Source organism: Pontibacter sp. YIM B11418 (assembly GCF_059278805.1).
On the sequence record NZ_JCAEMH010000002.1, the window covers coordinates 570,217 to 589,323 of the forward strand.

17 protein-coding genes and 1 other RNA gene are annotated in these 19,107 nt (G+C 50.4%); 12 read left to right on the forward strand and 6 right to left on the reverse strand.

From position 1 onward, the window contains the following. Nucleotides 1-17 precede the first annotated feature (17 nt). The 6 genes from AC4QZR_RS06900 to AC4QZR_RS06925 are packed head-to-tail and all read left to right on the forward strand — an operon-like array spanning nt 18 to nt 6,958. The gene (locus AC4QZR_RS06900; RefSeq protein WP_494480236.1) at nt 18-785 is read left to right on the forward strand and encodes an SDR family NAD(P)-dependent oxidoreductase; all 768 of its coding nucleotides are present in this window, start codon (nt 18-20) and stop codon (nt 783-785) included. Further along, nucleotides 779-1,588: a cytidylyltransferase domain-containing protein gene (locus AC4QZR_RS06905; protein ID WP_494480237.1), complete on the forward strand. Its 810-nt coding sequence runs from the start codon at nt 779-781 to the stop codon at nt 1,586-1,588. Before AC4QZR_RS06900 ends, AC4QZR_RS06905 begins: the two co-directional genes overlap by 7 nt. A gap of 1 nt (nt 1,589) precedes the next feature. Next, the gene (pseG, locus tag AC4QZR_RS06910) at nt 1,590-3,074 is read left to right on the forward strand and encodes a UDP-2,4-diacetamido-2,4,6-trideoxy-beta-L-altropyranose hydrolase (protein WP_494480238.1); all 1,485 of its coding nucleotides are present in this window, start codon (nt 1,590-1,592) and stop codon (nt 3,072-3,074) included. 16 nt (nt 3,075-3,090) lie between these two features. Beyond that, nucleotides 3,091-4,134 carry a pseudaminic acid synthase gene (gene pseI, locus AC4QZR_RS06915; RefSeq protein ID WP_494480239.1) on the forward strand — a complete coding sequence of 348 codons (1,044 nt, stop codon included), beginning with the start codon at nt 3,091-3,093 and terminating at the stop codon, nt 4,132-4,134. Nucleotides 4,135-4,137: 3 nt separating this feature from the next. Then, nucleotides 4,138-5,451 (forward strand): hypothetical protein, encoded by a 1,314-nt coding sequence (locus tag AC4QZR_RS06920; protein WP_494480240.1) that lies wholly within the window; start codon nt 4,138-4,140, stop codon nt 5,449-5,451. Nucleotides 5,452-5,482: 31 nt separating this feature from the next. Beyond that, nucleotides 5,483-6,958 (forward strand): lipopolysaccharide biosynthesis protein, encoded by a 1,476-nt coding sequence (locus tag AC4QZR_RS06925; protein WP_494480241.1) that lies wholly within the window; start codon nt 5,483-5,485, stop codon nt 6,956-6,958. Nucleotides 6,959-7,061: 103 nt separating this feature from the next. Here the strand turns inward: AC4QZR_RS06925 and AC4QZR_RS06930 are convergent, their stop codons facing one another. The 4 genes from AC4QZR_RS06930 to ffs form a co-directional block, all read right to left on the reverse strand. Beyond that, a complete protein-coding gene (locus tag AC4QZR_RS06930; RefSeq protein ID WP_253403568.1) occupies nt 7,062-7,775 on the reverse strand; it encodes a cell division ATP-binding protein FtsE in 714 nt (237 codons plus the stop codon). Between the two features lie 7 nt (nt 7,776-7,782). Further along, a complete protein-coding gene (locus tag AC4QZR_RS06935) occupies nt 7,783-7,986 on the reverse strand; it encodes a hypothetical protein (RefSeq protein WP_007654512.1) in 204 nt (67 codons plus the stop codon). Nucleotides 7,987-8,120: 134 nt separating this feature from the next. After that, complete coding sequence (gene fsa, locus AC4QZR_RS06940; protein ID WP_007654513.1) at nt 8,121-8,777, reverse strand: fructose-6-phosphate aldolase; 657 nt, start codon at nt 8,775-8,777, stop codon at nt 8,121-8,123. 208 nt (nt 8,778-8,985) lie between these two features. Then, an RNA gene (gene ffs, locus AC4QZR_RS06945) (signal recognition particle sRNA small type) lies at nt 8,986-9,083 on the reverse strand. A 1,012-nt stretch (nt 9,084-10,095) separates the two neighbouring features. On the opposite strand from ffs, the gene guaA reads away from it, so the two are divergent. The 5 genes from guaA to AC4QZR_RS06970 all read left to right on the forward strand — a co-directional run bounded on the left by guaA (nt 10,096) and on the right by AC4QZR_RS06970 (nt 16,288). Next, nucleotides 10,096-11,625: a glutamine-hydrolyzing GMP synthase gene (guaA, locus tag AC4QZR_RS06950; protein ID WP_494480242.1), complete on the forward strand. Its 1,530-nt coding sequence runs from the start codon at nt 10,096-10,098 to the stop codon at nt 11,623-11,625. Between the two features lie 188 nt (nt 11,626-11,813). Then, a complete protein-coding gene (locus AC4QZR_RS06955) occupies nt 11,814-13,517 on the forward strand; it encodes an ABC transporter substrate-binding protein (RefSeq protein WP_494480243.1) in 1,704 nt (567 codons plus the stop codon). 74 nt (nt 13,518-13,591) lie between these two features. Continuing rightward, entirely contained in the window at nt 13,592-14,890 is a 1,299-nt protein-coding gene (gene hemL / locus AC4QZR_RS06960; protein WP_494480244.1) for a glutamate-1-semialdehyde 2,1-aminomutase, read from the forward strand. Between the two features lie 198 nt (nt 14,891-15,088). Further along, nucleotides 15,089-15,625 carry a dCTP deaminase gene (gene dcd / locus AC4QZR_RS06965; protein WP_253403557.1) on the forward strand — a complete coding sequence of 179 codons (537 nt, stop codon included), beginning with the start codon at nt 15,089-15,091 and terminating at the stop codon, nt 15,623-15,625. 216 nt (nt 15,626-15,841) lie between these two features. Continuing rightward, complete coding sequence (locus AC4QZR_RS06970) at nt 15,842-16,288, forward strand: DUF4890 domain-containing protein (protein ID WP_253403555.1); 447 nt, start codon at nt 15,842-15,844, stop codon at nt 16,286-16,288. Nucleotides 16,289-16,351: 63 nt separating this feature from the next. Here AC4QZR_RS06970 and gldC read toward each other — a convergent pair whose 3' ends face one another. Then, a complete protein-coding gene (gldC, locus tag AC4QZR_RS06975) occupies nt 16,352-16,693 on the reverse strand; it encodes a gliding motility protein GldC (RefSeq protein WP_188502702.1) in 342 nt (113 codons plus the stop codon). Between the two features lie 78 nt (nt 16,694-16,771). On the opposite strand from gldC, the gene AC4QZR_RS06980 reads away from it, so the two are divergent. Continuing rightward, nucleotides 16,772-17,812 carry an endonuclease/exonuclease/phosphatase family protein gene (locus AC4QZR_RS06980; RefSeq protein WP_494480245.1) on the forward strand — a complete coding sequence of 347 codons (1,041 nt, stop codon included), beginning with the start codon at nt 16,772-16,774 and terminating at the stop codon, nt 17,810-17,812. A gap of 97 nt (nt 17,813-17,909) precedes the next feature. On the opposite strand, the gene dnaN is transcribed toward AC4QZR_RS06980, so the two are convergent. Continuing rightward, complete coding sequence (gene dnaN, locus AC4QZR_RS06985) at nt 17,910-19,034, reverse strand: DNA polymerase III subunit beta (protein ID WP_253403551.1); 1,125 nt, start codon at nt 19,032-19,034, stop codon at nt 17,910-17,912. Nucleotides 19,035-19,107: the final 73 nt, after the last annotated feature.

Below are 19,107 nucleotides of genomic sequence, written 5' to 3' on the forward strand. Positions count from 1 at the left end.
GCAGCAATCTGACTGATATGTTTTCTTTAATGGGCAAAGTGGCCCTCGTTACGGGCGGCTACGGCCATCTGGGCACCGCCATCAGCCTGGGACTAGCAGAAGCCGGTGCCGCCGTTTATGTACTGGGCCGGAGCGAGGAGAAATTCAGAGAGGCTTTTGATCAGTATACCGGGTTGAAGATTGCCTTCGCCTACTGCGATATTTCAGATACAGCCACTGTTGCAGCCGCTTTTGCGCAGGTACAGCAGGCAGAAGGCCGGATTGATGTGCTGGTGAATAACGCCTTTTACTCCAAAGGACAGCAGCCCGAGCAGCTCACGGATGAAGAATGGGCTTACGGCATCGACGGCAACCTCAACAGTGTGTACCGCTGCATCCGGGAGGTGATCCCATACCTGAAACAGAACGGCGGACGGATCATCAACGTGTCTTCCATGTACGGTATGGTTTCTCCGGATTTCAGCATCTACGACGACAGCCCGGCTTTCCTGAATCCGCCGCACTACGGAGCCGCCAAAGCCGGTGTGCTGCAGCTCACGCGCTACTTCGCATGCTACCTGGGCAAGTATAATATCACTGTCAACGCCGTTACGCCGGGGCCATTCCCAAGTGAGCAGGTACAGCAGAACGAAGAATTTATAGAACAACTCCAACGCAAGAATCCACTGGGGCGCATCGGCCAGCCGGATGATCTGAAGGGCGCCTTCGTATACCTGGCCTCAGACGCCTCGTCCTTTATGACGGGTCAGAACATGGTGCTGGACGGAGGCTGGACAGCATGGTAAATGTCGGCGCCATCATACAGGTACGCCTGGGCTCGGAGCGATTGCCGGGAAAGGCGCTGCTGCCGCTGCCTTTCAGCGGAAAAATCAGTCTGCTGGAGCATGTGGTAACGAATGCCCGTAACGCGACAGCCTTGCAGCAAACGATCGTCGCCACCACCACCCGAAGCGCTGACGATGTCATCGAAACTTTCTGCGAGGCGAAGGCTATACCTTGCCTGCGTGGTGCGGCCGATGATGTACTGGGACGCTTCCTGCAGACCGCTCAGACTTTTGAACTGGATGTGATCGTACGCCTGACGGGGGATAACCCTTTTGTGATGCCGGAAACGATCAACCAGGCAGTGGCGCAGCTAATTACAACAGGTTCAGACTATATCATCACCACAGGCCTGCCGCTTGGTACCAATGTAGAAGTTTTCACACGGCAAGCCCTGGAAACAGCCGCCGTACAGGCTACCGAAGCCGCCGACCGGGAGCACGTGACGCCCTATATCAGAAGGGATGCCAGTTTCATGAGGCAAGCATTGCCTTATACCTCTCCCATCGAACAGCTGCGCCTGACCGTAGACTATCCTACGGACTACGCATTAGTTTCTATGATCATGGAGCGGCTCTGGAAACCAGGTCAGCAGGTATCGCACGAGCAGATTGAAAGGCTGCTGCAGGAGCACCCCTGGCTGAAGGAAATAAACGCGGGCAATTCGCAACGGCAAGTTTTCAACTCCGAAGAAGAGGAACTGGCAGCTGCCAGGAAACTGCTGCAGGCCGGAGGATTTACCAGAGCACTGCTTAAACTACAATAGCATGAACAGGAAAACACGCATCATTTTCAGAGCAGACGGGAACAGCCGCATCGGACTGGGGCACGTCACGCGCTCACTAGCGCTGGTGCACATGCTGCGCAAGGATTTTGAGTGCGTGTTTGCCATTCAGTCGCCTGACCAGGCGCTGCAGGAGCGTATTCGGGAAGTCTGCGATGGCATCATTGTGCTTCCTCCTACTCAGCCAGATGCTGATCGTTTTGTGCACGAACTCGATGCCTATGTTTCAGAAGAAGAGATCGTGGTGCTGGATGGCTATACCTTTGGTACCGCTTATCAGCAAAACATAAAAACCCGCGGTGCGACGCTGGTCTGTATCGACGATATTCATGCCTATACCTTCGTAGCCGATGTGGTGATCAACCAGGCAGGTGGAGTATCTTCAGAATTATATAAAACTGCACCCTATACCCGACTACTGCTGGGGCCGCACTATGCACTGCTCCGTCCTGCTTTCCTGAGAGCTGCAAAAGCTGCCCGGACTATACCTGAAGGTGAGCTGTGTGTGCTGGTTTGCATGGGTGGTGCCGATCCGGATAATCATACCTTGCAGGCATTGGAAATGCTACAGGCTATACCTGCTGTGAAACAAATAGAGGTGGTTGTAGGCAGCGCCTATACCCATTTGCACGAACTGAAGCAGCATCTGAAAGAACTTCCACAAGCCAAACTGCACCGCGACCTTTCCGCTGAAAGTCTGCGCCGGCTGATGGCCAGATGCCAGGCTGCCGTTACCTCCGCCAGCGGCATCTCTTATGAATATGCCGCCGTGGGAGGCCTGCTGTTTGTGAAGCAAACTGCCGACAACCAGGCAGGTATACACCAATTCCTGACAACGACAGGTATAGCCCAAGACTATTGTAACCTCTCAGAAGCACTGCAGCAAGGTATAACTGAAGAGGTGTTTAAGGCACAACTCACCACACAGCGACAGTACTTCGACGGCAAGAGCCCGGAGCGATTGCTGGCGCTTTTCCGAGGCTTGCGCCTGGCCAATAACCTGAAATTTAGGCTGGCTATACCTGCAGACCTGCACCTGCTATTTGACTGGGCCAATGACCCCGAGGTGCGCCGGCACTCATTCAATTCTGAGCCCATTCCGCTGGAAAATCACACGCGCTGGTTTCAGGCTAAACTTGACAACCCCAACGCCATCCTTTATCTTGCTGAAGCCGACGGAACACCAGCCGCCCATATCCGCTTCGACATCAACAGCAGCACAGCCACGATCAGCTACCTGATTGCAGCAGACTTCCGGGGTAATGGACTAGGGCACACCGTGTTGCTCAAAGGTATACAGCAGCTCCTGCAGGACCGACCTGATGTGCAGCTCGTAGAAGGACTGGTGCAGCAGGATCACAAAGCCTCTGTGCGGTCATTTGAGAAAGCCGGTTTTGCGTACGGAGAAGCAGATCCTGCTCACCCGAAGGCATTCCGATTTGTCTGGCAGCCAACAGCCAGCGCATAGTTTAGAAACAAAAACCATGATCAACGATATCAGTATTGCCGGCCGTCTGATCGGCCCTTCCCATAAGCCCTTTATCATCGCCGAAATGTCGGGCAACCACAACCAGTCGCTGGAGCGCGCGCTGGCCATCGTGGATGCCGCCGCGGACGCGGGTGCCGACGCCATTAAGCTGCAGACCTACACCGCCGACACCATGACGCTGCCGGGCGCCCTGACTATTGAGGATGAGGGTTCCTTGTGGAAAGGCCGTGAGCTGTATGACCTCTACAAAGAAGCTTATACCCCCTGGGAGTGGCACCAGCCTATTTTTGAACGGGCGCGGGAGCGCGGCATCATCGCCTTCTCCTCCCCTTTCGATGAAACTGCGGTGGATTTCCTGGAGAGTCTGGATGCGCCAGCCTACAAGATCGCCTCGTTTGAGAACACGGATCACCCGCTGCTGCGCAAAGTGGCGGCTACGGGCAAGCCCGTGATCATGAGTACCGGCGCTGCTACCGTGCAGGAAGTGGCCGAAGCTGTGCAGGTGCTTCGGGAAGAAGGCTGCCTCGAGCTGATCCTGCTCAAGTGCACCTCCACCTACCCGGCCACGCCGGAAAATACCAACCTGCGCACTATCCCGCACCTGAGTGCCTTATATTACCTGCAGGTTGGCCTCTCAGACCATACCATGGGTGTGGGCGCTTCGGTAGCTGCTGTGGCACTGGGAGCGACCGTCATCGAAAAGCATTTTACGCTCAGCCGTGCAGACGGCGGCGTGGATTCTGCTTTCTCGCTGGAGCCTGCGGAATTACAGACGCTGGTGGTGGAGTCGGAAAGGGCCTGGCTGGCGATGGGTCATGTGCAGTACGGCGTGCAGCGGGCGGAGGAGAAAAGTCGTCTTTTTAAGCGCTCTGTCTATGCTTCGAAAGACATTCAGGCAGGTGAAACCTTCACCAAAGAGAATATCCGCGTGATCAGACCGGGTCTGGGGCTGGCGCCGAAGCATTTCGAAGATCTGCTGGGTAAGAGTGCCGCACAGGATATCAGAGCAGGTACGCCGCTTAGCTGGGACATGGTATAACACATGAAAGACTGGTATACCCTGTACAGCAACATTTTATACCTGCACTTTTCCGAAGGTTTCTATAACCTCCCGGAAAGCGCCAAAAATGCAGCCTCCCCCAGTAATCCCTTGAAGCGACTGCTGCGCATGGCCGGCTATACCCTGGTGCGACTTTTTGGCAACTTGTTCAGATCAGTGGAGCAGCCGGAGCGACTACAGGGCAAGGTATGGCTCTATGTGGTGAGTCAGAACAACTATGATAGTCTGCACTTTTTAGAAAAAGCTATACCCGACGCCGTGATGGTAGCAGGACAGAGCAAAGCCATTGGCAGGTATAACCAGCAAGTGGCCCGACTCTCGCTTCGCAAAAAGTTGTTATACTACTACAAGTTTCTGCCGCTTTTCTTTCAGTTTCTCTCGCATAGGAAACACAGTACTATGCGTTTCCTAGACCTGCTCTACGATGCCGTTGGCTTTTATGAGGTATACCTGCAAAAGCTAAAGCAATACCGTCCACAGGCCATCGTATTTGCCAACGACCATAACGCCGACGCACGGGCTATGCTCCTGGCAGCGAAGGAATTAGGTATACCTACTGTTTATGTGCAGCACTCGAGTGTGAGCAATTTATTCCCCCCGCTGGCTTTTGACTTAAATCTACTGGAGGGGCAGGACTCGCTCGACAAGTACAAGCAGTGCGGTCCGGTACACGGGCGGGTCGAGTTTATAGGCATGCCTAAAGTCGACAAGTTTGTACAGCTCCGTAACAAGAACCAAAAGGTGCAAACACTAGGTATAGCCTGTAACCTGATGGACCGGGTGGAGGAAGTGGAACAGCTGGTTCGCCAAATTAACCGTGATTATCCGCAGCTCCGTATCCTGCTGCGCCCCCACCCCCGCGACAAACGCAGCTATACCTTCGCCACCGGCATTAGTCCAAACATCAGCCTTTCCAACGCAAGGCAGCAGTCCGTTTTTGAGTACCTCCGGGAGCTGGATATGCTGATCAGCGGTAACTCAGGTATACACCTGGAGGCCGTGCTACTGAATGTGTGGTCCGTTTACTTCAACTTCAACCCAAAAGAGGAACTGCACGACTACTACGGCTATGTAGCGAATGAACTTGTGGAAGAAGCGGTTTCATACACTAGACTCAAGCCCTTGCTGGAGCAAGGTATACAGCAAAAGCCAGACGTATATCTGCGGGCAAAGTACTACAATGCGACGGTGGGAACCGAGTATGACGGGAGAAGCGGCGAAAAGGCAAGTGGGCTTATCCATAATATGCTGACTGAGGACAGGAGCTATCGCTTTCATACTGGCAACTCTGCCTGAATCGTCTACCTTTGTGGCCTGAATTAGAAACATGAGCAAACATCTCCAGCGCGAGGGAATTTGGAACACCGTGATCTCATATGCCGGCATTGCGATCGGTTATGTGAACACCATTCTGCTTTTTCCAAACTACCTGGAGGAAGAAGAAGTAGGTCTGACACGCCTACTGATCCAGATTTCGGTGATGTTTGCGCAGTTCTCGGCGCTCGGTTTTGTGAACATGAGTGTGCGTTACTTCCCCTATTTCCGGGACAAAAGCAAAGAGCACCATGGCTTCCTGTTTCTGATGCTCGCTATACCTGTGCTGGGCTTCGGCGCCATTTCAGGGCTCTTCCTGCTTTTTAAGCCGGTCGTGATCGACTACTATATCGAGAACTCCCCTCTCCTGCTCGATTACTATTACTTTGTGATCCCGCTGGCCTTTTTCACGCTGCTCTTTAACCTGCTCACAGCCTACCTGCGCTCGCTGTTCAAGACCATTATCTCGTCTTTTGCCCAGGATTTTCTGCTACGCATCCTCACCACGCTGCTCATCGGGCTCTATGCATTTGGTTGGATTGAGTTCAGGCAATTCGTATTACTTTACATTGTCATCAATGCGGTAATCACGCTCTCACTCGTAGTGTATGCAGTCTGGCTGAAGCAATTGTTTCTGCGTCCGCGTCTGGCAGCGCTCAGCATCGTTCCCCTCCGGGAAATGCTCTATTATGGTTTTTTCACCTTTTTAGGCAATATTTCCATCACCATCATCACCACTGTCGACCAGATCATGATCAGCTCTTACAGTCTGGGCGACAACGGTATTTATACCACGGCTTTCTTTATCACCAGCGCCATCATGGTGCCGGCTCGTTCTATTTTTAAGATCGCTTTCCCGCAGGTGGCTGAGTACTGGAAAGACCAGAATATGACAGGTATGGAGCGGCTCTACAAGCAGATCACGCTGATCAACCTGATCGTGGGTTTGCTGCTCTTCATCGGCATCTGGGCCAATATTGATAATCTCTTTTCTTTTATGCCAGAGACCTACCGGGCGGGTAAGTACGTGGTGCTCTTCCTGTCCATGGCACGCATCATCGACCTGGCAACAGGTATAAACGGCATTATCCTGGCTACTTCTGAGAAATATCGTTGGGACCTGCTTTTTAACGTGGTATTGGCTGGCCTGACGATCTGGACGAATTATGTTTTCATTCCACTGTATGGCATCAACGGGGCGGCCATGGCTTCCATGATCTCCTATGTGACGATCAACCTGCTGCGCCTGTTCTTTGTGCAGTGGCTCTACAAAATGCAGCCTTTTGCCTGGAATTCACTGGGAGTGACAGTCATTGCGGCCGTAGCGCTGGGAGCCTCTTACCTGGTGCCATACCTTGGCAACCTATACCTGGATATTCTGGTGCGCTCGCTACTGATCACCGTCATTTACATGGGCCTGATGCTGGGCCTCAAGGTATACCCGGACATGAACCAGTGGATCCTCGCACAGTGGCGAAGACTTACTTAAGTCTTGATCTGACATCTATGAAAAGTTTTAGGAAAAGGTATACCTATCCGAAAGGACTTCTGTAAAAGCTCTTCCTTCTACTATAAAATCAGGAGAACTGGGTTTAGTAACCAGTGGTCAGATTGAAGGTCTCTACCTTGGAATCGAGTACTTTTCCGTTTTCACACTTAAGAACGCGGTGCGGGTAGCGGTTGATGATCTCGTAGTTGTGCGTAGCCATCAGGACGGCCGTGCCACTATTATTGATCTCGTTAAAGAGCTGCATGATACCGTCTGCCACGATCGGGTCGAGGTTACCGGTTGGTTCGTCAGCCAGCAGAATAACCGGCTCGTTGAGGAGCGCACGGGCCACCACGATGCGTTGCTGTTCACCACCGGACAATTGGTGCGGCAGTTTATTGGCAGCGGCATCCAGTCCAACTCGCATCAACACTTCCGTAATGCGCTGCTTACGCTTCGACTTATCTTTCCAGCCTGTGGCTTTCAGTACAAAGGCCAGGTTTTCAGCTATTGTGCGGTCAAAAAGCAGCTGAAAGTCCTGAAACACGATACCGATCTTGCGACGCAGAAAAGGCACTTGCTTACGTGGGAGCTTGCTCAGTTTGAAATCGGCAATGTTGCCTACGCCCGTTTGAAGCGGCAAATCACCGTATAGGGTCTTGAGCAATGAACTTTTTCCGCTACCAGTGCGCCCTACCAGGTATACAAACTCACCTTTGTCAATGTCAAAATTGACACTGCTCAACACGGTGTTCACGTCCTGATAAATAGCCACGTCGCGCAGCGACACCACAGGGGTAGAGGAAGAAAAGCTCATAAGAAAATTAAATGTCTAGTTGTTGCAGTTTACCAAATTCGAGGGACTCAATCAGCGCAGCCAGCGCCTCTTCTTTTCCCTCCAAACCATAGCGGTCGAGGTTCTTAAGCGGACGGTCTGCCCTAAAATAAGCAATCAGCACGAAGTTATCGTCGCGCAGCTGAATGTAATCCGGAATTTTGGCCTTGCCCTTTACTTTGATGATGTACATCTTGTATGAATGAAGCGTGACTAATGATTTAAACTATAGGATATAGAATGGATAATGATTAATGAAGTATAATGAATTAGGCCTATACCTTTTTCACTACACCTCATTAACCATTTCTCATTAGTCATTCAATATTACTTATTGCCTTTAGCGTGGTCGGCCAGGAATTTCTGCAAACCAATATCAGTCAGCGGGTGGTTCAGAAGACCTGTGATCACAGAAAGCGGGCAGGTTACCACATCGGCACCCAGCTCAGCGCACTGCACCAGGTGCATTACGTGACGTACCGAAGCAGCCAGCACTTGCGTCTGGTAGCCATAGTTACCATAGATGTGCACGATCTGCTCGATCAGTTGCAAACCATCTGTTGACACGTCGTCTAGACGACCTACAAACGGAGACACATAGGTAGCACCCGCCTTAGCCGCCAGAATAGCCTGACCAGCAGAGAATACCAGCGTGCAGTTTGTTTTGATGCCGCGCTCGCTGAAGTGACGGATCGCCTTCACGCCTTCGCGCGTCATTGGCACCTTCACCACAATGTTCGGGTGCAGTTCGGCCAGCAGTTCGCCTTCGCGTACCATGCCGTCGAAGTCGGTAGCAATTACTTCGGCGCTGATGTCGCCATCCACGATCTCGCAAATCTGCTTGTAGTGCGCCATCACGTTGTCGTGTCCGAAGATGCCTTCTTTGGCCATCAGCGATGGGTTGGTGGTAACACCGTCGAGCACACCGAGGTCGTGCGCTTCCTGAATTTCCTGCAGGTTTGCAGTATCAACAAAGAATTTCATAATGCTGAGGATGTAGATTTTCCTACAAATCTAACGCAATATGCCCTAAGTCAAAAGACATTGTATGAAAGATGCAGGACAATTAAGGTATAAGGCCTTTAAGACAGGTTAAGCTGCTGTATCACAGAGTTTAGGTATAGGAAAGGGGGCATCAGGGATTAAAACAAAAAGACCGGCAGGGAGCCGGTCAGAAAAGTATGGGCAAAAAAAAGTGGCAAACCAACATCGCGCCGCATCAACCATCTACCCTTGCTGCCTTCCGGCCCTGGGGGAGTTCGACGGGAGCTGGCCGTGCCGATTTGCCGTTACAAAAGTACAGAAATTATCTTGAAGCGCAAATTTATTCTAAAGAATCATCTATCAGGGTTACTAGTGGGAGTCGATCTTGCTACTACTCAGTCGGTTTAATTTTATATGGATGATTGTTATACCTATGTGGCGGGGAATGTAAATATCTCGTAGCCTCTTTCAAACTTGTTTGTGTCTTGGGGCTTCGTAGGTATAGCTTGTCTGAATCAGGATTCTCAGGATTAAAAATGATGAACAGATTTGAGTTACCTCTCCTAGCCCATGAGAATTACCTCCCCCAACTCCTCCTTTTATAGAGGACTCCTACCTCAAAACAAGAGGGGAACTTTCACCCCATTCCAGCCTTCCTCTAAGAACTAAGAACAGGGGAAGGAGCGGTGCACGATTAACATCCCCCTGCCCCCTTCAAAGGGGGACTTTCCGCCATTACCAACTTACAGGTATAGCTTTGTAGTTGCCGCAATTTGCTACTCCTGCTGATTATACCCCCCTGCCCCTCCCAAGAGGGGAATCTCAGCCACTGCAATTTCCAGGTATAAGCGCTGTAGTTTTTGTTACTGTCACAGAACACTGACAGGTATAGTAAGAGTAACTTGCCCCTTAGGCCGTGAAACAAATCACATCAGCCAGGTGCACCTAAATGACTACCCACTGTTTGAGCGTTCAGCGAGTTTGGGGAGTCTTGACTTTTTTGCTTACTTTTTTTGTCAAGAAAAAAAGTAAGTGCCCGCCGCACAGGCGAAGCTATAAAACATTACAGCTTGCTATACCTGCAAAAGCCAGTAGGTATACTTGGGCCAGAGGCCCCTCTATAAACGACACGAGCGATGACGCTCGCGCCATGACCATCAGCCATTAGCGAACACTTCTTGAATCAAATTCGGCACCTCTACTCACAACATACACAAAGATCCCGCCGCTTTGGCGCAAAACCTCTACATTACTACACCTCTCAAAACATATCTCCCCTATTTTTGGCAAAAAAGCCTAATACACCTTACCTTTGCGCATGCCAGAAAAAATACTGATTCTCGACTTCGGCTCCCAGTACACCCAGTTGATCGCAAGACGGGTGCGCGAGCTAAATGTATATTGTGAGATTTACCCTTACAATAATGTTCCGGAACTCACCGAAGATGTTAAAGGCGTTATCCTATCGGGTAGCCCCTGCTCGGTACGTGACCACGAACACCCTACCATCGATCTGAGCCAGTTTATGGGCAAACTGCCCCTGCTTGGCGTGTGCTACGGCGCACAACTGATCGCTTTCGAGCAACAGGGCGAAGTTACCCCTTCCACCATCCGCGAATACGGCCGTGCCAGACTTACGGAACTGCACACTGCTAACCGCCTCATGAAAGAACTCACTCCGGGTTCGGTTGTGTGGATGTCGCATGGTGATACCATCAAAGAAATTCCAGATAATTTTGAAGTAATAGCCAGTACAGAAACCGTACGCGTAGCCGCATATAAACTGCGTGACCAGGAAACCTACGGCATTCAGTTCCACCCGGAAGTAACACACTCCGACGAAGGCAAAACTTTGCTCCGCAACTTTGTGGTGCATATCTGCGGTTGCCAGCAGGACTGGACCTCCGAGCAGTTTGTAGACTCCACTGTAGCAGATCTAAAGCAGCAACTGGGCAATGACAAAGTAGTACTTGGCCTGTCAGGTGGTGTGGATTCGAGTGTGGCCGCTATGCTGATTCACGAGGCGATCGGTGAGAACCTGTACTGTATTTTTGTAGACAACGGATTGTTGCGTAAAGACGAGTTTGAGTCGGTACTGGACTCGTATAAGCACATGGGCCTGAATGTGAAAGGCGTTGATGCTAAGGACAGATTTTATACGGCACTGGTCGGCATCTCTGATCCGGAAGGCAAGCGCAAAGCCATTGGCCGCTTGTTCATCGAGGTGTTTGACGACGAGGCGCACAAGATTGAGGACGTGAAATGGCTGGCACAGGGCACGATCTACCCGGACGTAATCGAATCGATGAGCGTAAAAGGCCCTTCGGCAACCATTAAGTCGCACCACAACGTAGGTGGTCTGCCTGATTTCATGAAACTGAAAGTGGTGGAGCCACTCAAGGCGCTCTTTAAAGATGAGGTGCGTCTGGTAGGTAAAACCCTGAAAATCGACGACAACATTCTGGGCCGCCATCCTTTCCCTGGCCCGGGCCTTGCAATACGTATATTGGGCGATATCACGCCGGAAAAAGTAAATGTGTTGCAGCAGGTAGATCATATATTCATCAGCAACCTGAAAAAGTCGGGCTTGTACGACGAGGTATGGCAGGCTGGCGCTATCCTGACACCGGTGCAGTCGGTAGGTGTGATGGGTGACGAACGTACGTACGAAAATGTAGTAGCGCTACGAGCTGTGACCTCTATCGACGGGATGACAGCAGACTGGAGCCGTTTGCCGTATGAGTTTCTGGCCGATGTATCCAACGAGATCATCAACAAAGTAAAAGGTGTCAATCGCGTGGTGTACGACATCAGCTCAAAACCACCGGCAACCATCGAGTGGGAGTAAATTAATGGAGTGATTGGGTGAATGAGTGGTTGAGTGAATTGTTAAATGGCTGAATTGTTGACTAAACATTAATGAAACGGCTATTGAGAAGCGTATAGGTTCGGCCTTTTATTTAATCGAATCAATCACACACCAAATCAAAAATCACTCATTCAATAACTCACTCATTCACTAAATCAAAGTAAAACATGAAAGGAAGCTTATTGAAGCATGCAGCGGGTGTGCTGCTTTTGGCTGTGCTTGCACTGCCGGCACAGGCTCAGCAGGATTATAGCACGACCTATAGCAATGGCAAGGTACTGATAGATCAGGAGCGTTACGACAAGGCTATGGCCGAGCTTTTGCCCGTCACGCAGGCCGGATCTAAGAATCAATACGCTCCCGAGGCTTCCTACCTCTATGCCGTAGCGGCACTCAAGGCAAACAAACTGCCGGAAGCCCGTCGCATGTTGCAGCAGCTTCAGGGTCAGCACCCAAACTGGCCCAACCAGCCCGAAGCAAGCTACCTGCTCGGCAATGTACTTTTTGAGCAAGGTGAATACGAACAGGCGCTGGCCGAGTTGAACAGCATACGATCTGCGAAGCTGCAAGCCGATGCCGAAAAGCTGAAGCGTCACTACCTGATGCGGATCACCGACCGCGGCGCTTTTGAGCAGTTAATGCAGCGCTACCCGGACGACAAAGCCGTGGCCCAGACTTATGCTGACAAGCTGATAGCAGGCTGGTATCGTCCTGAGGATAAATCTACTTTGGAAAGCATTGTTTCGAAGCACCGCCTGGATCGCAACCGGTACCTGAGCGCCAATGCTATGCGCAAGCAGGCATATAATGTTGCCGCCCTCATGCCATTTCAGCTGGACCAGGACCTGGGGCAGGCAGCTCGCAGAAACCAGTTCGCCACTGACCTCTATGCCGGTATGAAGATGGCCCAGGATTCGCTCAAGCGCCAGGGTATCAACATTAACCTGTATGCTTATGATGCGGGTACAGACACAACAGCCGTAAAGCGCCTTCTGGAGACCTCAGAGTTGAAAGGTATGGATCTGGTTATCGGCCCTGTCTACAGATCATCCGCCAAAATTACTGCACGCTTTGCATCACAGAACAATGTGAACGTAGTCAATCCGCTTTCGCAGGATCTGGAAGTAGCTAGTGAGAATCCGAACATTTTCCTGTTTGAGTCTTCTGTAGCAACGCAGGCGCAACAGGCTGCCACCTATGCTTACAATACCTTTGAGCCTAAAACGGCCGTAATCCTGTACGAGGACAACAAAGATGACATCGCTTTTAGCCAGCACTACCGCGAGCAATTCCTGAAGCTGGGAGGGAAAATAGCAACTTATAAAAAAATAAATTCCGCCCAAAGCGCCGCCACCGCCGCTGTTTTCAAAGATCTGAAACTGGAAGGTATAGGCCATCTGGCTGTCTTCTCGGACAAGATGACGGCCGCTGCCAATACGGTCAGCACCCTGCAGTCGAGAGCTGCCACACTCCCGCTGATGACTTTTGAAAACTGGTTGGGTATAGGGCAACTAACACTGCGCCAGTTGGATGACCTGGAAATTTACTTTGTGAACTCGAAATACATTGACCAGATGAGTCCGGCGGTGCGTCACTTCCGCAAAAGGTATGCAGCCAGGTATAACATGCCGCCTTCGCCGTATGCTTACGCCGGCTTCGAGATGATGTATTACTTCGGAACTTTACTTCAGAACTACGGAACGCGCTTTAACCTGGCATTGGGGTCAGAGGGAATCAAGCCGGGTGTTTTCTACCAAGGTATAGGGTATACCAATCATGCAGCCCTCAACGAAGTGCGCCGCGACAACCAGTACATACCGATCACCAAGCTGGAGAACCTGAAGCTTACTGTCGTTAATCCGGTTTTTTAAGGCTTTCGGCAGCACAAATTAAGGTATAGCAGCCTGATCAAATTATTTCATTCACTATTTAAGAACTCAGCATCATGAAAATAGCACCAATCAGCGAAGAGCTTTTCCAGCGGGCACAGCACTCCATACCGGGCGGAGTAAACTCTCCTGTCCGTGCCTTCAGAGCAGTGGGCGGCAATCCGCGCTTTGTGGTTTCGGCCAAAGGGCCCTATATGTACGACGAGGATGGCAACCGTTACATGGAATTTCTCAACTCCTGGGGACCGATGATCCTGGGCCATGCCGCTGAAATAGTGCAGGAAGCTGTGCAGCAGGCTATACCTCAATCGCTATCTTTTGGGGCCCCTACCCGCAAAGAAATCGAGATTGCGGAGTTGATCGTGGACATGGTACCGTCGATTGAGAAGGTGCGCATGGTAAACTCCGGTACGGAAGCTACTATGTCGGCGGTGCGTGTGGCCCGAGGCTATACCGGTCGTAATAAAATGATCAAGTTCGAGGGGTGCTACCACGGCCACGGTGATTCTTTCCTGATTGCTGCTGGTAGCGGCGCCATCACCCTTGGCGTGCCGGACAGCCCGGGCGTTACGCAGGGCGTTGCCGCCGATACGCTCACCGCTCCTTTCAACGATCTGGAGGCAGTTAAGAAACTAGTGGAAGCCAACAAAGATCAGATAGCGGCCATCATCCTGGAGCCTGTGGCCGGTAACATGGGCCTGGTGCTGCCAGCGCCGGGTTTCCTGCAGGGTTTGCGTGATCTTTGTACCAAAGAGGGCATTGTGCTGATATTTGATGAAGTGATGACAGGTTTCCGTCTGGCACCAGGTGGCGCGCAGCAGTTGTTCGGTGTTACGCCGGATATGACCACACTCGGTAAGATCATCGGAGGCGGTATGCCAGTGGGTGCTTATGGCGGTAAGAAAGAGATCATGAACTTTGTAGCGCCAGCCGGACCAGTATACCAGGCAGGTACGCTATCGGGTAACCCGATTGCGATGTCGGCAGGTATGGCCATGCTGCAGTACCTGCAGGCTCATCCGGAGGTATACACGAACCTGGAGCAGACCACTACCAAGTTGGTGAACGGGATGAAGCAGAACATGCAGGAACTTGGCAAGAACTTCACCATTAACCACGTGGGCTCTATGTTTAGCATTTTCTTCACAGAGCAGCCTGTTACAGACTTCGAAAGCGCCAAAACCTCTGATACTGCCATGTTTGGCCGTTACTTCAATGGCATGTTGCAGCGAGGCGTATACCTGGCTCCTTCGCAGTACGAGTCACTCTTCGTGTCTACAGCTATAACAGACGAACTGGTAGAAGAGTATATCAAAGTCAACCGCGAAGCACTACAGGAAGCTTTACAGCAATAAGCTATACCTTAATAATAAGACAAAAGAAGACGGCAGTTCAGAAATGGGCTACCGTCTTTTTTCTTGCTATACCTATCATACCTACAAACAAGGTATAGCTTCACCCCTAGACTCAAGCAACAATTTAACAATACAGCAATTCAGTAATCCAACAATCAACCATTTTGCTTACTTTTACGGTCATAACATTGCACCCTCATGATTCTTACAGATAAGCAGATTTTAGCAGAGATCGAGAAAGGCACTATTCTGATTGAGCCATTCAAACGCTCCGGCCTTGGCACAAACTCCTACGACGTACACCTGGGCCGCTACCTGGCCACTTACCGCGATGAAGTGCTGGACGCCCGTCTACATAACCAGATCGATGTGTTTGAGATTCCGGAGGAGGGATTTGTGCTGCAGCCCAATACGCTATACCTGGGTGTAACGCTGGAGTATACCGAAACACACGCGCACGTGCCTTTCCTGGAAGGCAAGTCTAGTGTAGGTCGTTTAGGTATAGACATCCATGCCACCGCTGGCAAAGGTGATGTAGGCTTCTGCAATACCTGGACACTGGAGATCTCCGTAACTCAGCAGGTGCGCGTATACCATGGCATGCCGATTGGACAGCTGATTTACTTTGAAGTTAAAGGAGGCATCGAGAACTACTACAACAGCAAGGCAAACGCCAAATACAACAACCGCACGACTAAACCCGTTGAATCCATGATGTGGCGGAACGAATGGTAAAATCCAAAATAAAATCAAAAAAAGAGGTCAAATGGTTAGCTATTTGACCTCTTTGGCATTATTTCTGTACTATACAGCTTGTATTCGACACTGAGGGATTAGGCAAAAAAAATTTTAAATACCGGAATCATTTACAAACAACCCGCGTTTTAAAACTACGCTGCCTCAGAAAAAGAATCTGGAAAAGCATTGAAAACACCAAACACACTAAAGATTATGAAAAAGCTACTGGTAACGACATTGATGGTATTCGGAACTGTATTCGGCGCATTTGCTACAGGCAATAATATAACTGTTGTTGCTGAGAAGCGTGCCAATCACCTTTCTGAGCAGATGATTCGTGAACTTCGTCTGAATAACTACCAGGCAAATAAGGTTAGAGAGATCAACATGGATGTAGCTGCCCAAATCACTGAGATTGAGCAGAAGCACGAGGGCAACGAGCAGTTAATTGCAGAGCAGTGCAAAAAAGTGCTGGCCGTACGTGATCTGGAGTTCGAAGATATCCTGAGCACCGTGCAGTACAACGATTACTTTGGTGACCGCAAAATGTACTCTAAAGTTGACAGCGAGTTCGTTTCAAGCCTGGACAAGCAAGGTTCTGAAAACATGGCTACTAACGAGAAAGCCGATAAGAACGCGATTGCTTCTAACGTTAACTAGACCGATCCAAACTTTTCAAAAGCATAAAAGCCACCTCTTAGGGTGGCTTTCTTTATTTATAGACTAGTTATTTTCCTTTTTGCGCTCCGTTTCCACATGGTTCATCAGGTCCTCGCAAAGGGCACGCATCTTGTCGGCCATTACCTTGTCGCTGGTAGCAGTGGCGATACTCTGTGCCATGGCACCGATCGTATCGATGTAGAAATACTTCATTTCGTCGATCGGCATGTCTTTTGTCCAAAGGTCAATTTTCATCGTACCTGCTTCGTCGCGATCCCACAGGGAAATATTGATAGCCTTGGCAAAATGGATCTTTTCCCCTGCGTCAGTGGCTCTCCAGCTAATAGCCTCCGGTACACGCTGCTCGTCAAGCGCAATGCTAAAGTATATCTCAGATTTCTTCATTTTCTTTTCTTTTTAAACTTTGTGCTATATATATCTCGTACTATGCTTGAATATTAAAACCAAGTACAAAGTTACGCGATGCGCTACGGAATAAAAACCTTCTTCATTCTTTTTAGCCTGACCATCCTCTCAGGATGCGCCAGCTTAACCTCATCTATCAAAAAACCGAAACTCTATACTGTTGCTTTTTATAATACAGAGAAGCTATACGATACTCAAAATGACCCCAAAACCGATGATGACGGCTTCACACCGGATGGGGTTATGCAGTGGGATCAGGACAGGTATAAGACCAAAATACGCCATATTGCACAAGTGATTGAAACTATTGGAGGTAAGGGCGGCCCCGACATCATCGGACTTTCTGAGGTGGAAAACCGCCAGGTGCTGGATGACCTTGTGAAGTCTTCCCCACTTCGCAAGCGCCGCTACAACATCATCCATTTCGACTCGCCTGACCCGGAGGGACTTGATGTGGCCATGCTTTACAACCCAAGGGTATTTAAGCCTACTTCGCAGACCAACCTGCCCATCAGGTTTTCAGAGAGGGGATTCGCTTCGCGTGGCATCCTGCAGGTGAGAGGCACCCTGTCTGGAGAGCCTGTTACGCTATATGTGAACCACTGGCCGGAAGACCGCGGCAGCTCTGCTCTGGGAGCAGCCCGCAGGCGTGATGCGGCGGCTGAACTCCGACGCCAATTGGACTTGCAGCAGAAAGCAGATAAAAACGCCAAAATCATCGTGCTGGGGGACTTTGCAGACGAACCTAATGCTGTGAGTGTAGAGAAGGTATTAAGGGCTACTGGGCGCCCTAATCCGGCTTATCAAAACGAGTTGTTTAACACGTTCTATCTGTGGTTTGTACAGGGGAACGGCAGTTACCACACCCGCAACGACAACAAGATGCGCGACCAGATCATGGTCACTAAGCCAATGATGAATATGCAAACCGGCTTGCATTATGTACACGGCTCGGCCCAGATCCATGACCCTGAGTTTGCAAAATTCACGTTTGGCAGGTATAAGGATACGCCTCGCCAGACCTGGTCCCATACCTTATACCTGGGTGGCTATAGCGATCACTTCCCGGTGTATATCAAACTGCAGCAAGCAAAATAGTGCTTAGGCGATAAGTCAGCATAAAAGTATTACCCCCTAAAAACAGGAAAGGCGAACCAAAACGGTCCGCCTTTCTGCATTAGGAGAAATTATCTTCTTATACGTAATTGTTCAGCATTACAGGCATCACCAGCATCAGAACATTTTCATTATCTTCATTTGCAAGCGGCATGAGCAGTCCGGCACGGTTCGGTGTAGACAGTTCAAAGGAGATTTCATCCGCGTCGATGTTGTTGAGCATTTCGATCAAAAACTTCGCGTTGAAGCCGATTTCCATGTCCTCACCGTCATACTGGCAAGTCAGGCGCTCGTTTGCCTCGTTAGAGAAGTCCAGGTCTTCGGCAGACACCTGCAGCTCAGAACCTGACAGTTTCAGACGAATCTGGTGCGTGGTTTTATTGGAGTAGATGGAGATACGACGTACAGAGCTCAGCAAAGCGGCACGGTCAATCACCAGTTTGTTCGGGTTTTGTACCGGAATAACGTTCTCGTAGTCTGGGTAGCGCTCGTCTATCAGTCGGCAGATCATCCGGATGTTATCGAAGCTAAAGAAAGCGTTTGACTGATTGAACTCCATACGCACAGCAGTGGCCTCAGAAGGCAGCGTAGACTTCAACAGCGTGAAAGCTTTGCGTGGAATGATCAGAGAAGCTTCTTGGGCCGTAGCAATGTCCGTACGACGGAAACGCAGCAGGCGGTGACCATCTGTTGCGACAAAAGTCACGTTATCAGTGCGCAGCTGCACATAGATACCCGTCATGGCTGGACGAAGCTCGTCGTTGCTTACTGCAAAAATAGTCTTGTTGATGGCACGACCCAGCACGTTAGACGGAATCTCGATGGCGCTGCCACCCTTCACCACAGGTATACGCGGGAAGTCGGTTGCATTTTCGCCGGAGAGCTTGTAACGTCCGTTTGCCGAGCTGATCTCAATGGTATAGGTTTCTTCGTCGATCGTGAAAGTTACCGGCTGGTCTGGCAGGTTCTTCAGCGTCTCGATTAGAATTTTGGCAGGGGCAGCAATGCGGCCGCTTTCCTTCGCCTCTACCTGCAGTTCGGTGATCATGGAAGTCTCCAGGTCACTGGCTGTGATGGTGAGAGTGCTGTCGTTGATTTCGAACAGGAAATTTTCGAGGATAGGAACCACCGGGTTGTTGGTCACTACGCCGTTTATGCTGGCTAACTGCTTCAAAAGAGCAGAAGAAGAGACGATAAATTTCATTATGTATAGCTATAATGTTATTTGGACAAAGTTAAAAAATTTTCGCATTTATACTACCTGAAACGGGCCGGCA

Excerpts from the sequence above, each read along its gene's own strand:
- AC4QZR_RS06935 (WP_007654512.1), bottom strand. The coding sequence starts at position 7,986 with ATGTACATCATCAAAGTAAAGGGCAAGGCCAAAATTCCGGATTACATT.
- guaA (WP_494480242.1), top strand. The coding sequence starts at position 10,096 with ATGCCAGAAAAAATACTGATTCTCGACTTCGGCTCCCAGTACACCCAG.
- hemL (WP_494480244.1), top strand. The coding sequence starts at position 13,592 with ATGAAAATAGCACCAATCAGCGAAGAGCTTTTCCAGCGGGCACAGCAC.
- gldC (WP_188502702.1), bottom strand. The coding sequence starts at position 16,693 with ATGAAGAAATCTGAGATATACTTTAGCATTGCGCTTGACGAGCAGCGT.
- AC4QZR_RS06925 (WP_494480241.1), top strand. The coding sequence starts at position 5,483 with ATGAGCAAACATCTCCAGCGCGAGGGAATTTGGAACACCGTGATCTCA.
- dnaN (WP_253403551.1), bottom strand. The coding sequence starts at position 19,034 with ATGAAATTTATCGTCTCTTCTTCTGCTCTTTTGAAGCAGTTAGCCAGC.
- AC4QZR_RS06980 (WP_494480245.1), top strand. The coding sequence starts at position 16,772 with ATGCGCTACGGAATAAAAACCTTCTTCATTCTTTTTAGCCTGACCATC.
- pseG (WP_494480238.1), top strand. The coding sequence starts at position 1,590 with ATGAACAGGAAAACACGCATCATTTTCAGAGCAGACGGGAACAGCCGC.
- AC4QZR_RS06920 (WP_494480240.1), top strand. The coding sequence starts at position 4,138 with ATGAAAGACTGGTATACCCTGTACAGCAACATTTTATACCTGCACTTT.
- pseI (WP_494480239.1), top strand. The coding sequence starts at position 3,091 with ATGATCAACGATATCAGTATTGCCGGCCGTCTGATCGGCCCTTCCCAT.
- AC4QZR_RS06900 (WP_494480236.1), top strand. The coding sequence starts at position 18 with ATGTTTTCTTTAATGGGCAAAGTGGCCCTCGTTACGGGCGGCTACGGC.
- AC4QZR_RS06905 (WP_494480237.1), top strand. The coding sequence starts at position 779 with ATGGTAAATGTCGGCGCCATCATACAGGTACGCCTGGGCTCGGAGCGA.
- dcd (WP_253403557.1), top strand. The coding sequence starts at position 15,089 with ATGATTCTTACAGATAAGCAGATTTTAGCAGAGATCGAGAAAGGCACT.
- AC4QZR_RS06930 (WP_253403568.1), bottom strand. The coding sequence starts at position 7,775 with ATGAGCTTTTCTTCCTCTACCCCTGTGGTGTCGCTGCGCGACGTGGCT.
- fsa (WP_007654513.1), bottom strand. The coding sequence starts at position 8,777 with ATGAAATTCTTTGTTGATACTGCAAACCTGCAGGAAATTCAGGAAGCG.
- AC4QZR_RS06970 (WP_253403555.1), top strand. The coding sequence starts at position 15,842 with ATGAAAAAGCTACTGGTAACGACATTGATGGTATTCGGAACTGTATTC.
- AC4QZR_RS06955 (WP_494480243.1), top strand. The coding sequence starts at position 11,814 with ATGAAAGGAAGCTTATTGAAGCATGCAGCGGGTGTGCTGCTTTTGGCT.